20 protein-coding genes are annotated in these 19,805 nt (G+C 45.4%); 9 read left to right on the top strand and 11 right to left on the bottom strand.

All coding sequences use genetic code 11. From position 1 onward, the window contains the following. Positions 1-7 precede the first annotated feature (7 nt). From ABR335_RS04785 to ABR335_RS04775, 3 genes are all read left to right on the top strand, one after another. Positions 8-1,006, top strand: coding sequence for an inorganic phosphate transporter (locus ABR335_RS04785; RefSeq protein WP_014097436.1), 999 nt, complete (start codon positions 8-10; stop codon positions 1,004-1,006). Between the two features lie 129 nt (positions 1,007-1,135). Beyond that, positions 1,136-1,696, top strand: coding sequence for a GNAT family N-acetyltransferase (locus tag ABR335_RS04780; protein ID WP_014097435.1), 561 nt, complete (start codon positions 1,136-1,138; stop codon positions 1,694-1,696). A 32-nt stretch (positions 1,697-1,728) separates the two neighbouring features. Further along, positions 1,729-1,941, top strand: a complete 213-nt coding sequence (locus ABR335_RS04775) for a hypothetical protein (RefSeq protein WP_014097434.1) — start codon at positions 1,729-1,731, stop codon at positions 1,939-1,941. A 365-nt stretch (positions 1,942-2,306) separates the two neighbouring features. Here ABR335_RS04775 and yhbH read toward each other — a convergent pair whose 3' ends face one another. The 5 genes from yhbH to queG all read right to left on the bottom strand — a co-directional run bounded on the left by yhbH (position 2,307) and on the right by queG (position 9,099). Beyond that, entirely contained in the window at positions 2,307-3,473 is a 1,167-nt protein-coding gene (gene yhbH, locus ABR335_RS04770; protein WP_014097433.1) for a sporulation protein YhbH, read from the bottom strand. 235 nt (positions 3,474-3,708) lie between these two features. Further along, positions 3,709-5,604, bottom strand: coding sequence for a PrkA family serine protein kinase (locus ABR335_RS04765; protein ID WP_014097432.1), 1,896 nt, complete (start codon positions 5,602-5,604; stop codon positions 3,709-3,711). Between the two features lie 654 nt (positions 5,605-6,258). Then, positions 6,259-6,732 (bottom strand): tRNA (uridine(34)/cytosine(34)/5-carboxymethylaminomethyluridine(34)-2'-O)-methyltransferase TrmL, encoded by a 474-nt coding sequence (gene trmL, locus ABR335_RS04760; protein ID WP_026683962.1) that lies wholly within the window; start codon positions 6,730-6,732, stop codon positions 6,259-6,261. A gap of 35 nt (positions 6,733-6,767) precedes the next feature. After that, positions 6,768-7,649 (bottom strand): amidase domain-containing protein, encoded by an 882-nt coding sequence (locus tag ABR335_RS04755; RefSeq protein ID WP_251460165.1) that lies wholly within the window; start codon positions 7,647-7,649, stop codon positions 6,768-6,770. Between the two features lie 319 nt (positions 7,650-7,968). After that, positions 7,969-9,099, bottom strand: a complete 1,131-nt coding sequence (gene queG, locus ABR335_RS04750; RefSeq protein ID WP_014097429.1) for a tRNA epoxyqueuosine(34) reductase QueG — start codon at positions 9,097-9,099, stop codon at positions 7,969-7,971. 375 nt (positions 9,100-9,474) lie between these two features. On the opposite strand from queG, the gene ABR335_RS04745 reads away from it, so the two are divergent. Further along, positions 9,475-10,098 (top strand): MarC family protein, encoded by a 624-nt coding sequence (locus tag ABR335_RS04745; protein ID WP_014097428.1) that lies wholly within the window; start codon positions 9,475-9,477, stop codon positions 10,096-10,098. 328 nt (positions 10,099-10,426) lie between these two features. On the opposite strand, the gene ABR335_RS04740 is transcribed toward ABR335_RS04745, so the two are convergent. Next, positions 10,427-11,356 carry a manganese-dependent inorganic pyrophosphatase gene (locus ABR335_RS04740; RefSeq protein WP_017551344.1) on the bottom strand — a complete coding sequence of 310 codons (930 nt, stop codon included), beginning with the start codon at positions 11,354-11,356 and terminating at the stop codon, positions 10,427-10,429. Positions 11,357-11,528: 172 nt separating this feature from the next. On the opposite strand from ABR335_RS04740, the gene ABR335_RS04735 reads away from it, so the two are divergent. Further along, the gene (locus tag ABR335_RS04735; protein ID WP_014097426.1) at positions 11,529-11,993 is read left to right on the top strand and encodes a ferritin-like domain-containing protein; all 465 of its coding nucleotides are present in this window, start codon (positions 11,529-11,531) and stop codon (positions 11,991-11,993) included. An 8-nt stretch (positions 11,994-12,001) separates the two neighbouring features. On the opposite strand, the gene ABR335_RS04730 is transcribed toward ABR335_RS04735, so the two are convergent. After that, a complete protein-coding gene (locus ABR335_RS04730) occupies positions 12,002-12,859 on the bottom strand; it encodes a proline iminopeptidase-family hydrolase (protein WP_014097425.1) in 858 nt (285 codons plus the stop codon). A 150-nt stretch (positions 12,860-13,009) separates the two neighbouring features. On the opposite strand from ABR335_RS04730, the gene ABR335_RS04725 reads away from it, so the two are divergent. From ABR335_RS04725 to ABR335_RS04715, 3 genes are read left to right on the top strand one after another with little or no spacing between them, the layout of a single operon-like run. Then, a complete protein-coding gene (locus ABR335_RS04725; RefSeq protein ID WP_014097424.1) occupies positions 13,010-13,807 on the top strand; it encodes an amino acid ABC transporter substrate-binding protein in 798 nt (265 codons plus the stop codon). Next, positions 13,794-14,486: an amino acid ABC transporter permease gene (locus ABR335_RS04720; protein WP_014097423.1), complete on the top strand. Its 693-nt coding sequence runs from the start codon at positions 13,794-13,796 to the stop codon at positions 14,484-14,486. The genes ABR335_RS04725 and ABR335_RS04720 overlap by 14 nt, the downstream gene beginning before the upstream one ends. Before the next feature lie 12 nt (positions 14,487-14,498). Beyond that, positions 14,499-15,236, top strand: coding sequence for an amino acid ABC transporter ATP-binding protein (locus ABR335_RS04715; RefSeq protein WP_017551347.1), 738 nt, complete (start codon positions 14,499-14,501; stop codon positions 15,234-15,236). A gap of 62 nt (positions 15,237-15,298) precedes the next feature. On the opposite strand, the gene ABR335_RS04710 is transcribed toward ABR335_RS04715, so the two are convergent. The 3 genes from ABR335_RS04710 to ABR335_RS04705 form a co-directional block, all read right to left on the bottom strand. Beyond that, the gene (locus ABR335_RS04710; RefSeq protein ID WP_026683951.1) at positions 15,299-16,135 is read right to left on the bottom strand and encodes a formate/nitrite transporter family protein; all 837 of its coding nucleotides are present in this window, start codon (positions 16,133-16,135) and stop codon (positions 15,299-15,301) included. Between the two features lie 667 nt (positions 16,136-16,802). After that, positions 16,803-16,970 carry a hypothetical protein gene (locus ABR335_RS16815; RefSeq protein WP_326244428.1) on the bottom strand — a complete coding sequence of 56 codons (168 nt, stop codon included), beginning with the start codon at positions 16,968-16,970 and terminating at the stop codon, positions 16,803-16,805. 6 nt (positions 16,971-16,976) lie between these two features. After that, positions 16,977-17,852 (bottom strand): IS630 family transposase, encoded by an 876-nt coding sequence (locus ABR335_RS04705; protein WP_019721284.1) that lies wholly within the window; start codon positions 17,850-17,852, stop codon positions 16,977-16,979. Positions 17,853-17,998: 146 nt separating this feature from the next. On the opposite strand from ABR335_RS04705, the gene ABR335_RS04700 reads away from it, so the two are divergent. Further along, entirely contained in the window at positions 17,999-18,250 is a 252-nt protein-coding gene (locus tag ABR335_RS04700; RefSeq protein ID WP_142010184.1) for a hypothetical protein, read from the top strand. Between the two features lie 365 nt (positions 18,251-18,615). Here the strand turns inward: ABR335_RS04700 and ABR335_RS04695 are convergent, their stop codons facing one another. Further along, positions 18,616-19,776 carry an iron-containing alcohol dehydrogenase gene (locus tag ABR335_RS04695; RefSeq protein ID WP_017551801.1) on the bottom strand — a complete coding sequence of 387 codons (1,161 nt, stop codon included), beginning with the start codon at positions 19,774-19,776 and terminating at the stop codon, positions 18,616-18,618. Between the last annotated feature and the right edge of the window lie 29 nt (positions 19,777-19,805).

Here is a 19,805-nt window from a genome sequence, read left to right as displayed (position 1 = left end):
CTGCTGAATGGATAGCATTTTAGTATTAACTGTCTTAATAGTAATTTTTGGATTTGGATTCGACTTCATCAATGGATTCCATGACACGGCTAACGCGATTGCAACGGCCGTTTCGACAAAAGCATTAAAACCCCGGCATGCGATCGTAATGGCCGCGCTTATGAATTTTCTCGGCGCCATTTCTTTTACAGGTGTTGCCGAGACCATTACGGAAAGTATTGTAAACCCGTTCACCCTTGCAAACGGACAGGTGGTCATTTTGTCCTCACTGATGTCAGCGATTATTTGGAATTTGATTACATGGTATTTCGGCATTCCGAGCAGTTCTTCCCATGCCATCATCGGATCCATTGCCGGCGCGGCGATTGCCTCGTCAGGTTTTCATGTAATCGAATATCGTGGTTTTATCAGCATTATTGAAGCCTTAATTTTATCCCCGATCCTCGCTTTTACGGTCGGTTTTACGGTTTACAGCATTTTTAAAGTTGCATTTCAGAATTTTAAGCTTGCGAAAACGAACCGACACTTCCGGCTGATCCAAATTTTCACCGCCGCTCTCCAGTCTTACTCCCATGGGACAAATGATGCCCAGAAATCGATGGGGATTATCACAATGGCTTTGATTGCCAACCATTATATTGCCGAGAACCATATTCCATTCTGGGTCCAGGTCGGTTGTGCGGCGGCAATGGGGCTTGGGACATCGATCGGCGGCTGGCGGATTATTAAAACGGTCGGCGTCAATATTATGAAGATCCGGCCGATTAACGGGGTTGCAGCCGACTTGAGTTCAGCTTTCATTATTTTTGGTGCAACATTTATCCACTTGCCGGTCAGCACCACCCATGTCATTTCTTCTTCCATTCTCGGGGTTGGTTCGGCCCACCGAATTAAAGGGGTCAAATGGGATACTGCAAAAAGAATGGTGATCACTTGGGTCATTACCCTTCCGATTTCAGCCGTTTTATCCGGTGCGATTTATCATATTGTAAACCTTTTTTGGTAAAACGGGCTGAAAAAAGAGCAGCGTTAAGCATGCTCTTTTTATATGCAAAAGAAATTTACATAGACAATTGAAAAATTTCCATTTTATGATACATTTTTAATAAACCATTCAGAACTGCGGGGGATAGATGTGAGAATCGAAGACATATACCGGAACTTGCCACTGCTTGAAACGGACCGGCTTGTTTTAAGAAAGCTCAAGCGGGATGACGTGCTCGATTTATTTTCCTATGCGTCAAGAAGTGAAGTAGCAAAATACGTGACGTGGGATGCACACCGGTCTGTCCGCGATTCGAAAAATTTTATAAATTTTGTGCTCAGCCAGTACCGCGAACACAAGATTGCCCCCTGGGGAATTGAAGACAAAGAGACACGAAAGCTGATCGGGACGGTCGATTTTGTATGGTGGAAGCCGGAAGAAAGGACGGCCGAGATTGGCTATGCCCTTTCTCCTGAGCACTGGGGAAAAGGCATCATGACAGAAGCCGCTAAAAAGCTGATTGCTTTCGGGTTTGAACACATGTATTTGATCCGCATCCAGGCCCGCTGTTTTGCAGAAAATATCGCGTCGGCCCGCGTCATGGAAAAAGCCGGCATGACCTATGAAGGCACTTTGCGCAAAGCCGTTTATAGAAAAGGAAAACATTGGGATCTCAAAATCTATTCCATTTTAAGAGAAGAGCATTTTTAACGGCCATAGCATGAAGGAAAGGAGATATCCCTATGGAATGGACAATAGACGACAGAATTTATGATACATTTTGGGAAGCTGAGGAAGTAGGATTCTCCAGTGTTAGTGATATGGGGGAAGGAAGAGGATTCATTACGCCTGATTTGAAAGTTGCAAGTGTCCTTTCCTACGCTTTATGTGGATTACCGGATGTAACATACCTTGTTCATACAGAAGAATTTTTGGAAGATGGCATTCTTAAATAGGGCTTGCTGAATAAGTGAAATTCCTAGATTTGGCAAGGCTGCTGACAGCTTTGGCCACCATTTAAATGCATGGGTTTTACAACAAATCCAGGGAAATGCCTGCACGTGAAATCCGATTCAACGTATGGAGAAGATCAAATCACCCCTTTTCGCAAAAGGATTCTTCTATATTTTGAGACAGATGTTGTAGATAAATTGGGCACAAACTCAGCGTCGGATTCGTTCAGCAAGCCCTAAATATAAGATATGGGTAGAAAACTTATGAGATCACAGCACGCGGCACACACAGAATCAGGTGAATCACCCGTTATCAGCACCCGCAAAAATAAGGGGCCCGCATCAGCCGTTGTGCAGCCCCTTTCTTCTTATGCCAAAGCTTTGTCTGCTTCCTTTGAAAAGAAACTTTTCATCGCATGGAAAACATCTGCTTTTTGTTTCAGCACGTAATATTTAAATTTCTCATCTTTAATATTTTTATAGGCCGACATGAGGGTGCTATGGCGGTTGTACTGGTTCACTTCCCCGTAGTAGAACATATTCGAGACTTTCATAATTTCCTGGACAAGTTTCACGCAGCGCGCATTGTCTGATGTCAGGTTGTCGCCGTCCGAGAAATGGAAGGGATAAATATTAAAGCGGTACGGGTCATATTTTTCATTGATCAGGCTGAGCGCTTTCCGGTAAGCCGATGAACAGATCGTGCCGCCGGACTCCCCTTTTGAAAAGAAATCTTCCTCCGATACGACTTTTGCCTCTGTATGGTGGGCGATAAATTCAATTTCCACGGTCTCATATTTCGTCCGCAAAAAACGCGTCATCCAGAAGAAAAAGCTGCGCGCCATATACTTTTCCCATATCCCCATACTTCCACTTGTATCCATCATCGCAAGGACAACTGCTTTTGATTCCGGTTTTTCCACTTCATTCCATGTGCGGAATTTGAGATCTTCCGGCACGATCGGGTGAAAGGCCGGTTTGCCATTCATCGCATTCCTTTTAAACGCCGACATCATCGTCCGTTTTTTATCAATATTGCCCATCAGCCCCGTTTTCCGAATATCGTTAAATTCAATCGCCTCTACCGTGTTCTCATCCCGCTCTTTCCTTTGAAGATTTGGCAGTTCCAATTGGCTGAACAATGCTTCCTCGATTTCCATCAGAGATACTTCCGCTTCATAATAGTCTTCACCCGGCTGGTCGCCTGCTCCCTGGCCTTTACCCGGTCCCTGCTCGGGGGAACCGTCGCGTGCAATGATATCGCCGACTTTGGAATCGCCCTGGCCCTGGCCGACATGTTTATTTTTATCATAATTATAGCGAATTTTATATTCGTCCAATGACCGGATCGGTATTTTGACAACATCCCGGCCGTCTGACATAATGATGCTTTCTTCCGTAATTAAGTCGGGCAGATTGTTGCGGATGGCTTCCTGGACCTTTTCCTGATGTCGGACCTGGTCATCATGCCCTTTGCGGTGGAGCGACCAGTCTTCCTGTGAAAGAACAAAATGCTTCTGATCCTGTTTATCCATGCTCATCCTCCATGCTCATCCTCCCTTTTTTGAAAAATTTGCCGAGAATTTCGCCGTCACCATACCGGATATCCTAACATATGCTATTTTGGCGTTTAAAAACTTGGATCATCACATTTAAGATTACTCTATCTTATGCAATAAGGCAGAATATTTGACATTTTTCTTTTAGAAACAGGCTAAAGCCGGATAAGGAAAAAACCGGGCTGATATCGCCCGGCTTCCGGCTGCCGGATTACCGGTTCAGCAAGCTCCCGACATAGCGCAGCAGTTCATTGGCCGATGTGGAATTATAGCCGTAATCATCAATTAAACGCGCCACCACTTCATTGATCTTCTTCAACTGCTGTTCATCCGGCGTTTTTGTGGATGTTGTAATCTTGACAACGTCTTTTAAATCCGCAAACAATTTTTTCTGGATGGCTTCACGGAGCCGGTCGTGTGAATTATAATCAAACCGTTTCCCTTTTCTCGCATAAGCCGAAATGCGGATGAGGATTTCTTCCCGGAACGCTTTCTTCGCATTTTCCGAAATGCCGATCTGTTCTTCGATCGACCGCATCAGTTTTTCATCCGGATTAATTTCTTCGCCTGTTAAAGGATCATGCAGCTTCACTTTGTTGCAGAATGCTTCTACATTGTCGAGATAATTGTCCATCAGCGTTTTCGCCGATTCTTCATACGAATATACAAATGCTTTCTGCACTTCTTTTTTGGCAATTTCATCGTATTCTTTCCGCGCTAAAGAAATGAAATTCAAATACTTCTCTTTCAATTCCGGGGTAATCGACGGATGCTGGTCAAGCCCTTCCTTCAATGACAGAAGCACATCGAGGGCATTGATGGATTTCATTTCTTTTTTGATGATTGTAGAGGAAATACGGTTGATGACATAGCGCGGATCAATCCCGAACATGCCTTCATCCTGGTATTCATTTTTCAGTTCCTTTACATCCTGTGAATTGTACCCCTCTACTGCCATCCCGTCATACAAGCGCATTTTCTTAAGCAAATCGATATCCGCCCGCTTCGGTTCGCGCAACCTTGTTAAAATGGTAAACATCGCCGCAACTTTCAGCGTATGCGGAGCGATATGAATATCCGCCACATCGCTTTCCCGGATCATTTTTTCATAAATTTTCTCTTCCTCGGTTACCCGCAAATTATACGGAACCGGCATGACAATAATCCGTGAGTGCAAAGCTTCGTTTTTCTTATTGGCAATAAAAGAGCGGTATTCGGTCTCATTCGTGTGCGCGATGATCAATTCATCAGCAGAAATCAGCGCAAACCGGCCTGCTTTAAAATTTCCTTCCTGCGTCAGCGACAACAGATGCCAGAGAAATTTCTCATCGCATTTGAGCATTTCCTGAAATTCCATAATGCCGCGGTTGGCCTTGTTCAGTTCGCCGTCGAAACGGTAAGCGCGCGGATCCGATTCGGAACCGTACTCGGCAATGGTCGAAAAATCAATGCTGCCGGTTAGATCCGCGATATCCTGCGATTTCGGATCCGACGGGCTGAACGTGCCGATCCCCGTCCGCTTGTCTTCGGAAAAAAAGATCCTTTCAACGAGCACGTCTTCAATCCTTCCGCCATACTCTTCCTCCAGCCGCAGCATATTCAAAGGAGACAAATTGCCTTCAATCCGGATACCGTATTCCTCGTAAAAATCCGCCCGCAAATGTTGCGGAATCAAGTGAAGCGGATCTTCATGCATTGGGCAGCCTTTGATGGCAAATACAGCGCCCTGTTCAGTCCGCGAATACGCTTCAAGGCCCCGTTTTAACATTGTCACAAGCGTCGATTTTCCGCCGCTTACAGGTCCCATCAACAATAAAATCCGTTTTCTGACATCCAGCCTTTTCGCAGCCGGGTGGAAATATTCTTCCACCAATTTTTCAAGCGCCTCTTCCAAACCGAATAATTGATGGCTGAAAAAACGGTATTTTTTTACTCCGTCCACTTCCTCCACACCGGCATCCTTAATCATATTGTAAACTCGGGAATGAGCGGATTGTGCAACCCATGGCTTTTCTTTTAGCAAGTCAAGATACTCCCTGAACGTTCCTTCCCATCTCAGTTTTTCCTCTTCTTCACGGTAGTTTGTGAGTTTCCTCAGAATATCCATTTCGTACCTCCCCTTAGTCTTGTTGAAGAGACGTTTATATAATCTATGCCCCCAAGCGAGGGAACATGATAAAAAGAGACAACCTTATTCGGGACGAACGGACAGCGATAAACGCGAAAAACGAATAGGAAAAATTTCGTTTAGGGAGATTCTGGTGGATAAGGTACGTTCAAAAATTGAAAATAGGTGCATCTTTCAGTGAAATGGGCTATAATGAGGGGCAAAGAAGGAAAAACAGGGAGGATATCGAAGTGAAAACGTTCCTTATTATATTGGTAGCGATTTCATTCTTGTCCGCCATTTTCACGGCTGGATACGAAGACAAAGGGGAAAACTTCCGCGAGCAAGAGCCGGAGTATTAAAATGCTGCTCAAAGATTTTTTTGCACCGGGGATCTTCCGTGGGCAAAAGGCCGGGTGATCCCGACCATTTCCGGCATCGGCGCTTCCACACACGAAAGGCCGGAGAAATTCAGCCTGGCAGTGTGGCAGGGACTTTGAGCGGGCAAGGCCTAGAAAAAATGCAGCTTAAAACATTCGGAAGGGATTTTTCACCGGGATCTTTCGTGAGCACGGGCCGGATGATCCGAACCGTTTCCGGCATTGGCGCTTCCGCAAACGAAAGGGCCGGGCGATGAATCAGCCCGGCCCTTTGTCATTTTAATCCTGGATACTGCTGCTGCCGCAATGCTTCATATACAAGGATGGCGGCAGTATTGGAAAGGTTAAGCGACCGCACTTTGTCTGTCATCGGAATACGCAGGCAGCGGTCCTTATTTTTTTCAATCAAGTCATTCGGCAGCCCTGAGGTTTCCCGGCCGAACATGAAATATAAATTTTTGTCCGGATCGCTGAAATCAAAATCCGTAAACGGCTTTTCGCCAAACGTCTCAATGTAGTATACTTCGCCGTCCGCATTTTTTTCAAAAAATTCTTCCAGTGAATCATAATAGACGATATTCACATGCTTCCAATAATCCAGCCCGGCTCTTTTTAACATTTTATCATCCGTTGAAAAACCGAGCGGGCGGATCAGATGGAGCGTTGTCCCGGTCCCTGCGCAAGTGCGTGCAATATTGCCTGTGTTGGCGGGAATTTCCGGCTGGTACAATACAACATGCAAGCTCAACATTTGTCACCTCGGGACTTATTATAACACGTTTCTCAACTATCATCTTCAATGGTAAAAAACTTGTACTTGATATTCGGCGTATAGGCGGAAGAGTCTTCATACGTCCAGTACCGTTTACGGCTATTGGTCGTATGGGCATTCACAAGCGGCATCCCGTAATAATCATAACCCGTGACAATGAGCGTATGGTCAAACCGGCCGTCCCCCTGGAAATCGATACAAATGACGTCACCGTACTTCAGCTCCTGCGGTGACGAAACTTCCTTTGCGCGCAAACCGGTTTTAGAATACTGCAGGTATGTCTTAAACGAATGTGCAACCGTCCAGCTGTAACTCCAGTTATTGTGCATCATCCACCAGCCCTGTGCCCTGTCCGGGTATCCGCGCATCGGTGCCCCGCCGGCGTAAAGGCATTGCGAGATATAGTTCGTGCAGTCATCCGTAAACGATTTGTAAGCCGGATTAAAACGGTTCCACCACTTTTCCGCATACTGGACAGCTTTCATGCGGTCATACACGTATGCGATCCGTTCGCCGCCAGCTGCTCCAGTTTTCTGCTCCTCATCATCCGGCAGAGGACCGCGCCATTCCGGAATGTCCGGCACAAGTTCCTCGTCTTCATAAAGCCTTCCATCGTAAAAAGATGCTTTTCTTTCCTCCACTGCTTCTTCAATGTAAAAAGCCGCTTTTTGTTTGATCATATACTGCATATGCACCGTATAATAAAGAAAGCTGTGGCTTCCCTCCTGGTCAGCCCGGGTTACTTTTGCTTCCGCTTTCACCTTTACAATCCGGGCATCCCGATTTGAAAGCCCCGTCTTTTTTCGTTCAATATCTTCAAATTCCCGCTCTGTTCCTCGCCCGGTAAAGTGAGCAAGCCTGTTTTCAAGATGTGCCTGGATTTGTTCTTTCAATCAGAAAACCCCCTCTCTTCATCACTATATGATGAAAAAATGGGGGAAATCAGTATCTGTATATTTTCGTGCTTTTTGAAAACGCAAAGATTCTTTTGTTTTGCTGAAAATTTGCGTTGGCGCTGCTTTTGGCACATAAAAAAGCGGCAGCCGTTATCAAGGAACGTGATACATTCCTAGAGCTTTCTTGACGCAGTACCGTTCCATGTGACGATTTTTTACCCGTATCCACGAAAGAAGCGGCATCAAAGTTTATCCTGAAATAGGCACCGGCTGATTTTCATTCTCCTGCTGATGCCGCGTGCACTGCGATGGACGTCTAATCGAAAAATGCAAGGCCTTTTTCGATTTCATTGCGGGCATCCGGATCTTCTTCCTGTTCGCGTGCGGAAAGAAGTGCAGCTTTTGCTTCTTCCCCGCCGATTTTCCCAAGCGCCCAGCCTGCCGTCCCGCGAATAACCGGGCGCGGATCTTCCTGCAAAATTCGGATCAGCTCCGGTACTGCGCTTTCTTCCTTAAAATGGGCGAGCGCGATAATCGCGTTTCGCTGGATCGGCTTTTTCCCGCGCCACGATCCTGCCATATGGCCGAACCGTTCTTTAAACGCGCGGTTGCTGAGGCGGAGAATCGGTTCCAGAAGTGGCTTGGCCGCTTCCGGTTCCGGCTCCATTTCCTCATGAAAATGAAAATCAATCCCTTTGTTTTTCGGACAGATTGTCTGGCACGAATCACAACCGTACACGCGATTGCCGATTTTCCCTTTAAACTCGTCCGGCAAGTAATCTTTTGTCTGCGTTAAAAAGCTGATGCACCGTTTGGCATTCAGCTGCCCGGCAGAAACAAGCGCGCCGGTCGGACAGACATCTAGGCATTTCCGGCAGTCACCGCACTGGTCCTCAACAGGTGTATCCGGTTCAAACGGAATATTGGTAATCATCTCGCCTAAGTACACATAGGAACCAAATTCCGGTGTGATGATCGAACAATTTTTTCCGCTCCAGCCAATGCCGGCCCTCTCGGCTACCGCCCGGTCGGAGAGTTCCCCTGTATCGACCATCGATTTGCAGCGGGCCCCTTCCACTTTTTCTTTAAGAAAATCTTCCAGTTTCGAAAGCTTGTCCCTTAAGATGGTGTGATAGTCCTCGCCCCAAGAAGCCCGGCAAAAGATCCCGCGGCGTGCGCCTTTTTTCCCTTTCGGCGGATTCTTGATTTTGGACGGGTAGGCGAGCGCAACGGCAATAATCGACTGGGGCGAATCAAAAATTAAAGAAGGATTCACCCTTTTTTCAATATCTTTTTCCTCAAAGCCGGACTGGTAGCCGAGTTCCTGTTGACGGATCAGGCGCTGCTTCAACTCCGTAAACGGGTCTGGAGAAGCAAACCCGATTTTGTCGATTCCGATCGTTTTGCTGAAGGCAATGACTTCTTTTTTCAATTCGGCCGTATCCATGATTCACCTCCCCCAAAAACAAACAATTTATATAAAATGAACTTAAGTTTTTGCATTCAGTCCGACCACCAATTTGCATGACGAGGACTTTTTGTACGGCAACAAGCGGCAATATGCGTATTGCTGCCATTAAAAACGCGCCATCATCAACTATAAAAATGATTGTCACAATAAAAACGCAGGGATTCTCCCCCGCTCTCCGGGTGAAACACTGCGTTGCTTCTTACATACATCAAAAAGATATGAACATTATATTAAAGACATCCGCTTCTGTAAAGAAACGCGGGGATCCGTCCATCAAAAAACTGTTACCCCTGTTACATTTTCCACCAACAGGGTAATGCAATAAAAAATAAACAAAAAGGGGTGTAGAAATTGTTCGGCGAAATTATAAAACTTTCGCTCGGTTTTTTTGCGGTGATGAATCCGATCGGGAATATTCCAATCTTCATTTCATTAACTGGTGGATATTCCTTAAAGGACAAACGGAAAACCGCCCGCAAAGCGGTCATTGTTTCTTTTATCATACTAACGGTTTTTCTTTTTCTTGGAAAATTATTGTTCGAGGTCTTCGGGATTACGATTCATGCGTTTCGCGTTGCAGGGGGGATCTTAATCTTCGGGATTGCCTACAGCCTGCTGCACGCTAAAAATGCAAGATCGCAAAGCCCGCATCCGAATGAGCGGAAAGAAGTTGAAGCCCGGGATGACATCTCTATTACACCGCTTGCCCTCCCGATCCTGGCCGGGCCCGGGACGATCGCAACCGTCATGGCGCAGACGTCTTCCCATTCCCTGCCAAACCTGGCAAGTGTTTTAATCGGCTATACCATTGTGCTCGCTTTAACCTTTGTATTGTTTTATTATTCATCTTCGATTATCTCTAAGCTCGGGCAAAGCGGCCTTAACATTATAACAAGGCTGATGGGGCTGATTCTTGCCGTCATGGCGGTTCAAATGATCGCAAGCGGCATCCACGGGCTGTTCCCGAAGCTGTAAAACAATCCGCTTCCATATACGGAACATATGGATATCTGCGTCCCGTTCTGGTCCCCCGGTTGAAAAAACGGTGCCGGTTGCGGAAACAGCGGGGTTCCGCAAGCCAAGATTTGAAAATGCAGCACAATATCCAAGGATCATACGGGTATCTGAGTCGCATTCCGATCCCCCGTTGAAAAAACCGGTGCCGGTTGCGGAAACAGCGGGGTTCCGCAAGCCAAAATTTGAAAAGGCAGCACAATACCCAAGGATCATACGGGTATCTGAAAGCCCTGTTCCGGTTTCTTGGAATGAAAAAAGCCGGTGCCATGTGTCGGCACCGGTTTTTTCAGCTATGAAAGGATTCGGTTAAAACCGGAACAATTTGTTTTTTCCGTGATACAACGCCTTTTAAAGTGGCCGTGTTGTTTTCCAGCTTGACATTATAGGCTTTTTCCACAATATCCGCCGATTTGCCGAGTGCAAGTGCGACGGAATCGTTTGTTAAAATATCCGTTACAACAAACAGGAACAAATCAAGCCCTCTGTCTGTAATCTGCGCTTGGATCGCCTGTTCAATTTCCGCCTGTTTCACGAGCACGTCATTTGTATCAACGGCATTTACCTGGGCAATCACCACTTTATGGCCAGCCATATCAAATTCTTTGGAGTCAAGTGTAATCAGCTGTTCCACCGTTTTGTCACTTAAATCCGCGCCGGCTTTCAGCATTTCAAGGCCGTATGTATCTGCATCCACACCGGCAATTTCAGCCAGTTCTTTCGCTGCCTTCACATCTTCTTCCGTGCAAGTCGGGGATTTAAACAAAAGCGAGTCGGAGATGATCGCAGAAAGCATCAGGCCAGCTATTTCTTTACTGATTTCAACCCCATTCTCTTTGTAAAGTTTATTTAAAATCGTTGCTGTACAGCCGACCGGTTCCGCACGGTAATAGAGCGGGTCGCTCGTTTCAAAATTGGCGATGCGATGGTGGTCAATGACTTCAAGGACCCGCACGCTGTCAATGTCGTCCGCGCTTTGCTGGCGTTCATTATGGTCCACAAGAATGACATTTTCCACTTCGTTTGCAACCGTTTGAACGAGGCGCGGCGCTTCCATGTGGAATGTTTCCAATGCGAATTTCGTTTCATTGCTCAATTCTCCTAACCGGACCGCCTCCGCGTCAACGCCCAATTTTGTTTTTAACGCTGCATAGGCAATCGCTGAACAAATCGCATCCGTATCCGGGTTTTTATGGCCGAAAACAAGTACTTTTTCCATTTCTTTGCTCCTTTTCTAAAAAAATATGAAGGAAATCTGGCATAGACATTCCTATTATAAAACATTTCGGGAAAATTTTTAAACATTGTCCGCTGGATGGATCAGAAAAAATCGGAACGATCCGCTTTTGCCCATCATACGATATACCGGTTGAAAGTGAGGAGGGAATCCAATGTTTGTCCATCCGTTTGATGATCATGCCGGTTTGAGAAACACACAGCCTGACGCCGGGAACCAGCAGGCAGTATGGCTCGCCAATCTAATCCAGGCAATAAACGGCGAATATAGTGCCATCGCCTGCTACGAGCAAATCGCAAGGAGAGCCCCGTCTGCTGAAGCCCGTAACATCATTATGGAAATCCGTGATGATGAGATTCGCCATTTCCAGACATTTTCGCAGTTTTACACGAACCTCACAGGCAGAAGGCCGCAGCCGCAAATCAGCGAAGCCTGCCCTTCCACTTACAAAGGAGGGCTTGAATTTGCCGTGAAAGACGAACAAAACACGGTCGATTTTTACAGAGAATTGGCGCGTTCCGCAAATAGCCCTGCCATGAAGCAGGCGTTTCTTGAAGCGGCAAGAGACGAACAGCATCACGCCGTCTGGTTTCTTTATCTGCTCATCAATATCCGCTGACCGTGCGCTCAAACACCTGCCAAAAATTCCCGAATCACCCGCACAAATTCATGGGGCTCTTCAAGGTACGGCTGGTGTGAGCTGTTTTCAAACATATGGAATTTTGCCCCCGGTATGAGCCGGCTATAGGCCCTCGTTGTTTCCGGCCTGGCTTCATCGTAACGCCCGCAGGTAAATAAGGCAGGCAGCCTGATCTCATGCAGGCGGCCTGTTACGTCAAATGTTTTCAAATTGCCGGACGGGTAAAATTCTGACGGCCCCCACATCGTCAAGTATACTTCTTCATTCGGACGGGCAAATTCCGATTGCAAGACGGCCGGCTTTTCTTCAAGACGGTTGACAAATTTTTTATAGAAAACTTTCATTGCCTCTTTGTATTCCGGAGAGGATGTCCGCCCCTCGCGTTCTGAACGCGCCAAAATTTCCTGGACATCGGGCGGCAGCTGTTTCCGGTGTTCATCCTGATCCTCTTTCCACTGTGGAGCGCTCAGGCATGGCCCGGAAAATATAACGCTTTTTACCCCTGCCGGCTGCTTCAGCAAATAGTTTGCCGCAAGCATTGTTCCCCACGAATGGCCGAGGATGTGGACTTTATCCAATGCAAGTGCCTCACGAAGCCGGGCAAGCTCCTCTGTGAATCTGTCAATTGTCCAGAGTAAGGGGTCATCCGGGTGGTCTGATCTTCCGGAACCGAGCTGGTCGTAAAAGACAACCGGCCGTTCATCCCCGAGTGCTTCAAGGGCAAAAAACGGCATATGTGTCCCACCAGGCCCGCCGTGCAATACGATAAGCGGCGTTTTGCTTCCGGTGCCCGTTATTTTGTAAAAGACATTCCCTCCCGTGACTTTCACATATCCTTCTGCCATATTGGGTTAACCACCTTTCGCTTTCCCTCATCCATATTTTACTATACAAAGCCTTTTTTCTGGATATTTTTTACCCCTTTGTTTACAATACAAAATGCTGGTTAAAGCATAGCTGTAGACTGTAAAGATAATAAAAAGGGAGTTGACAACATGAGAAAATACATCAAATGGCTGGCCGTGTTTTGCTTGCTGCTTGCGTTAACGGCATGCGGAAAAAATACGGACAACCAGAACGCTTCAAAATCCAATGACTTATACGGCCAGATCAAATCAAAAGGCGTCCTTTTGATCGGGACAGAAGGAACATATCCGCCATTTTCTTTCCATAAAAACGGAAAATTAACAGGCTACGATATTGATGTTGCGAAAGAAGTTGCAAAACGGCTCGGATTAAAAGCCGAATTTAAAGAAACCCAGTGGGATGCCATGTTTGCCGGGCTCAATTCCAAACGGTTTGATATGATCGCAAACCAAGTCGGGATCCGCGCAGACCGCCAGAAAAAATATGATTTTTCCACACCATATACGATTTCAAAAGCCGTTGTCCTTGTACGCAAAGACAATACGAACATCAAGTCCTTTGCTGATTTAAAAGGCAAAAAATCAGCCCAATCGCTTACAAGCAACTTTGCCACTATTGCCAAGAAAAATGGTGCCAATATTGTAAGTGTGGAAGGCTTTAACCAAGCGATCCAGCTTTTGACTTCAAACCGTGTGGATGCAACGGTCAATGATTCCCTAACTTATCTGGATTACAAAAAGCAAAAACCGAATGCTGCCATTAAAGTTGCCGCCACCGCAAACGATGCCAGCAAATCCGCTCTTTTGTTCCGGAAACATTCAGGGAAATTGACAGACAAAGTAAATGATGCTTTAAAAGATATGAAAAAAGACGGCACACTAACAAAAATTTCAAAGAAATGGTTTGGTGAAGATGTTTCCCAATAACCTTGCGTTTATCAGCAGCAACCAGCTGCATTTGGTGCAAAGTTCCCTTCTGTCGATGCTGAAGGGAGCTTTGCATTATACGATTCCATTAACGATTATTACTTTCTGTATCGGTCTTGTGCTGGCACTCGCCACGGCGCTGGCACGGATTTCCGGCATTAAAATACTGGAATGGATTGCCCGAATCTATGTCTCAGCAATCCGCGGAACCCCGTTGCTTGTGCAATTATTTATCATTTTTTACGGGCTGCCGTCTGTGCACATTACCATTGGTTCTTTTCCAGCCGCCATTATCGGCTTTTCGCTCAATGTCGGCGCGTATGCATCAGAAATTATCAGGGCAGCGATTTTGTCGATTCCAAAGGGACAATGGGAAGCAGCCTATTCGATCGGGATGAACTATTCACAGGCTTTGAGAAGAATTGTACTCCCACAGGCCGTCCGCGTATCGGTACCGCCACTTTCTAATACGTTTATCAGTCTCGTGAAGGATACGTCTCTTGCTTCCTTGATTTTGGTGGCCGATCTGTTCCGTAAAGCCCAGGAAATTGCCTCCACCACTTATCAATTTATGCTGCTGTATGTCGAAGCGGCCTTTTTGTACTGGGTGATTTGTTTGATTCTCTCAATAATCCAGCAAAAATTGGAAGGCCGTTTTGATAAATACATCAGCAAGTAAGGAGGGACCTGTATGATTCGAATAGAAGGGTTACATAAACAATTCGGCAACCTTGAAGTGCTAAAAGGAATTGACTTAACCATTGAAAAAGGGAAAGTGATCGTCATCATCGGCCCATCCGGTTCTGGTAAAACCACGCTGCTTCGCTGCATGAATGCTCTTGAAGTTCCAAATCAAGGCAGAGTACAGATCGGTGATGTATCCGTTGACTTTTCCCAACATCCCGGTAAAAAAGAACGCGCGGCTTTGCGGCAAAAATCCGGCATGGTTTTCCAACAGTACAATCTTTTCCCGCATAAAACGGTTCTCGAAAATGTGATTGAGGGGCCCATCATTGTAAAAAGGAAAAACCGCCAGGATGCAGTAAAAAAAGCTGAAATACTGCTGGAAAAGGTAGGCCTGCTTGATAAAAAAGATGCGTATCCGGCAAGCCTTTCCGGCGGTCAGCAGCAGCGCGCCGGGATTGCGCGGGCGCTTGCGATGGAGCCGGAAGTAATGCTGTTTGACGAACCGACATCCGCACTGGACCCGGAACTTGTGAGCGGCGTGCTGAATGTGATGAAGGAGCTTGCTGAAGAAGGGATGACAATGGCCGTTGTCACACACGAAATGCGGTTTGCCCGCGAAGTTGCAGACAAGGTGATTTTCATGGATGGCGGTGTCATCCTGGAGCAAGGCAAACCGGAAGAAGTATTCCATCATCCAAAAAACGCACGGACCAAGCAATTCCTGCAGCTGATTCAAAGCTAATGAAACGGATCAGGTTTTTCGATATAAAACGAGCTGCCCTCTATCAGGCAGCTCGTTTTATATTACTTGATTTTTTCAGCCGAAAAAGGGGATACGGTGTGTGTGTCAACAACAGCAACCGGCACTTTTTCTTTTTTCTTTGATGTTAAGAAGGCGTACATGGCACCGACAAAGACGCCGCCGCCAATCATATTGCCGAGCGTTACCACACCAAGGTTGTGCAAAATGCCCACGAGTGTAATGGTATCCGGGTGTGGTGCGGCAAGTGCCAGCGAGAACAGCACCATATTGGCAATGCTGTGTTCGTAGCCTGAAATGACGAAGCCAAACACGAGCAGCATCATCGAAGCGATTTTAGCCCCGTCTCCCTTTACGTTTATCGGAACCCAGAACCCTAAACAAACAAGCCAGTTACAAAGAATCGAACGGAAAAACATTTGGGCCGTCGTCAGGCTAATTTTCCCACCAACAACCGACATTAAAAACTGGCTGTTATCCGAATCCGCATAGAGTCCGCTGTAATGGATAAACAGCGCGAAAATCGCCGCACCGATCAAATTTCCGGCATACGTTGCCACCCAGTTTGTGAGCGCATCTTTCCAAGTTGTCGCTTTTTTTACCGTGCTCATTGTCATCATCATCGTATTGCCGGTAAAAAGCTCGCCGCCGCCAAACATAATAAGCACAAGCGCTGCGCCAAAAAATATTGAAGCCATAAAGGAAGTAACCGGAGACTTCGCATCAAAAAACGGCTCAGCAAGACGGTAACATATTATAATGGCAAAACCGATGAACATACTTGCCAACGCTGCTTTTGTCACATAACGAAGCAAGGATTCTTCCAGATATTTTTTCTTATTTAATGCCATTTGAACAACAGATTCAACGGCCTCGTACATAAACACCATCTCCAACATGAAAAATGTTTAATTGTGAATCATATCACAAACAACTGCCTTTCTATCATATCCCCTTTTTCCCTGTTTGTGTTTGTATATATTTTGAACGTTTATGAAGCGATTACACGAGAAAAGACTATTGATAGGCCGTCAGAGCTGCCCTATTTTACAAGCCAAAATCCGAGAAAATATTATATGTATATAATATTCATATTTAACAAAAAAATATTTCTATTAAAGTCCTTTTTCATTAAAATAAGTTACAGAAAGAGAAGATTTGAGGAAGGATATAGAAAAAAATTAATTGAACGGAAAATTGCGGAGGGTACAAATGCTGCAAAGTCATTCTTATCGAATACTACATAATAAACTCAGTTTGGTTTGTCTTCTCCTTATTTTATTCATTCCTTGTGTGGAAATCATACAATTACTTATCAACCAAATCCAGTTTGGTGATAAGTGGGATCCTGCTTTTGCATTTTTCCTGACAGGCTCAAGCAGAGCGCATGGAGCACAAATCGTCTTAATTTGGTTTTTGCCAATTTATTTCTTGATTGCTTTTTCGGACGATGCCATATTGGATTATAAATTGGGATACAGAAATGTAGTCGTTAATAAAATCGGAATCAAAAAATACTGTTCAGAAAAGATACTATATAAGATGAACTTAAGTTTTTGACAGCTCTAATCTAACAAGCAGCCGGTCAATGACTTCTTGGCTCTTTTGGCTGGCTTGTTTCATAAATTCCGCCACGTGGGAGCGAATTTGGTAAAATTTGCTGAAAAAGACGTTGTTTACGACATCTTGCTTTAGCCACTTCCATAATCCTTCCACTGGGTTCTACTCAGGGCTGTATTTAGGAAGAAAAACAAATTCCATTCGTGGATTTTCTTTCAGGAAATCCTTGATAAATTGTGATTGATGCACTTTGCTGTTGTCCAAAACCATTACAATTTTACCTTGCGGGTATTTACTTAAAATGAGTTCTACAAAACGTCTAAAGGCCAAGGAATTACTTTTTTCTTCTTCATAGTGCGTAATTTCGCCGGTTTCATAGTTTATGGCAGCGAACAGCTTTGCACCCTTATGCTGGCCGTATGTTTTGATTTTTCGCTGCTGTCCTTTTGGGAACCAGTTATACTGCAGAGCCTGATAAGCACGGATGAATGCCTCATCTTCGAATAACAGGTGATCGATGATCCCATTCTCCAGTTGCTGTTTTAGCTTTAGGAAAGTGACTTCTTTGAATGCTTTTTGCTCTTCAGGATCTGCTTTTGCCAAAGTATATGTGGCCTTTGTATAGCTAAACCCAAGCCGGTGTAACATTTTAGAAACGCCCCTTGGGGTATACGACTGTTGAAATTCACGCTGGATCCAATCGGCGATTAACGGGAGCGTCCAAGTGTATTTTGCTTCGAACCCAACTTCTGCAGGGGTTTTGTTTATAATGGTTTCGGCCAACTGCTTTTGTTGATCTTCCGTTAATTTCTCAGGTTTACCTGTTGGTTTTTTCATTTGAAGGCTGGAGATTCCTCCTTCTTCATAAGCATGACAGTAATTCATGACCGTTTGCCGGGTACGTCCTATAATCTTAGCAATTTCTGGATAAGTCCGGCCTTCTAAATGTAACAGCACAGAGAGATAACGCTCATAAAGATGTTTATCCCTTGTGTTTTGCATAGCGTTTCGCAATTGTTCAAGTTCTTGATTCAACATTTTTTCTCCGCCCTTTTTAGGATAGTTACAATCTATATACCCAAAAAAGGACCGAGGAAGTGAGCAAAAATGATTAATTCGTTTTATATAGATTAAAAAAAGATAAGAATGGAGATTACTTCATTCAACATTCCGGTTATTACAGAGTGGGAAAACAACTGCAAGAAGGAAAATATAGATTGTCTTTTGTTGACCATGAAAAAACGCATAACCGAAAACCATTTGTACAAATCACCTCATCAGATAGTACTATCCGTCAATCTTATTCATTTGAAAAGAAAAACCAAAGACAAATTAAATTGAACCTTAAAAATCAGGAAATATTAGAAATCCATAAAGGTTTCTCAAATGAATACCAAAATTACGTTATTTTGCTACAACCGCTGAGCAAATCATAAATTCCAAAACGGGCGATGAACGTACGATTTGTGTGCTTGTCGCTTTGTCTAATTTTACGTAACCCCTCCTAGGTAAACCATCAGGGAGCCATTTGCTTTGAATCTCTCGTATGGTTCTTCTAAAGGGGATTTTTTTCGTCCCTCTCCAATCCAACAGGCTCATCTTCCACTTGCCCAGAACCTGGTATGCATTGCGGGCGGTGGTTGCAATCCGGAAAATTTGCGCCAGCTGTTTTTTCCGTCGCGACATGGACGCCTGTCTTTTGAAAAAAGGTATAGACAAAAAATACCTGCAGGCCGGACACTTGGAAAAAGTGCCCAGCCTGCAGGTGCCAGTTTACTCAAATTCCCCTCCGTCTTCTTCCTTACATCGCTGCTTTTATAATCGCTTCCACTTCTTTTTGTGTTGGTTTGCGCGGGTTTGTGGCTGCGCACGCGTCCTGCATCGCATGCTGGGCGAGGATTTCGATATCTTCTTCTTTAGCCCCGAGTTCTTTAAAGCCTTTCGGAATGTTCAGCTGTGCTGCCAACCTTTCTATTGCTGTAATGGCTTTTTCCGCCGCTTCGTCGACGCTCAGGCCATCCGTCTTCTCACCCAGTGCAACGGCAATTTCTGCAAATCTTTCTTTCCGCGCAATCAGATTGAAACGGCACACATGCGGGAGCAAAATCGCATTGCAAACGCCGTGCGGCAAGTTATAGAAACCGCCGAACTGGTGCGCAATCGCGTGGACATAGCCCAAAGATGCATTATTAAACGCCATGCCTGCCAAATACTGCGCATATACCATTTGTTCACGCGCTTCCATATCATTGCCGTTTGCAACAGCCTTTGGCAAATATTGCGGAATAATTTGGATCGCTTTAATGGCGCATGCATCTGTTACCGGTGTGGCCGCAGTTGAAACATACGCTTCCACTGCATGGGTCAAAGCGTCAAGCCCCGTTGCCGCAGTTAAAGACGGCGGCATCCCGACCATTAATAATGGATCATTAATGGACAAAACCGGTGTCACATGTTTATCTACAATCGCCATTTTCACTTTCCGACTCGTATCGGTAATAATCGTAAATTTTGTCATTTCGCTGGCAGTCCCGGCTGTTGTATTAATTGCAACGAGCGGCACCATTGGTTTTTCAGAACGGTCCAGCCCTTCATAATCATGGATTTTGCCCCCATTGGCCGCAACGAGCCCGATCCCTTTTGCACAGTCATGCGCGCTCCCGCCGCCAAGTGAAACGATTGAATCGCAATTTTCTTCATGATAGGTTTTTAACCCGTCTTCCACATTTTTGTCTGTCGGATTTGGTTCAGCCTTCGGATAGATCGCCACTTCCAGGCCGGCTTCTTTTATATAGGCTGCAATTTTTTCGGAATACCCCAGTTGGTGGAGCCCTTCATCGGTTACAATCAGCGGTCTGCGACACCCAAGATTTTTCAGCCTGTTTCCAATTTCTTCTGCCGTCCCCTGTCCAAACAAGTTTACGGAAGGCATTTGAAAATCAGTACGTAATCCTGTTAACATCTTTCCCCACTCCTTTTATGTAACTGCTT

It is taken from the genome of Heyndrickxia faecalis (assembly GCF_040267745.1).
GTDB classification, from domain to species: Bacteria; Bacillota; Bacilli; order Bacillales; family Bacillaceae_C; genus Weizmannia; species Weizmannia faecalis.
Note: the sequence above shows the minus strand (reverse complement) of the source record. Positions and strands in the feature narration are given on the sequence as shown.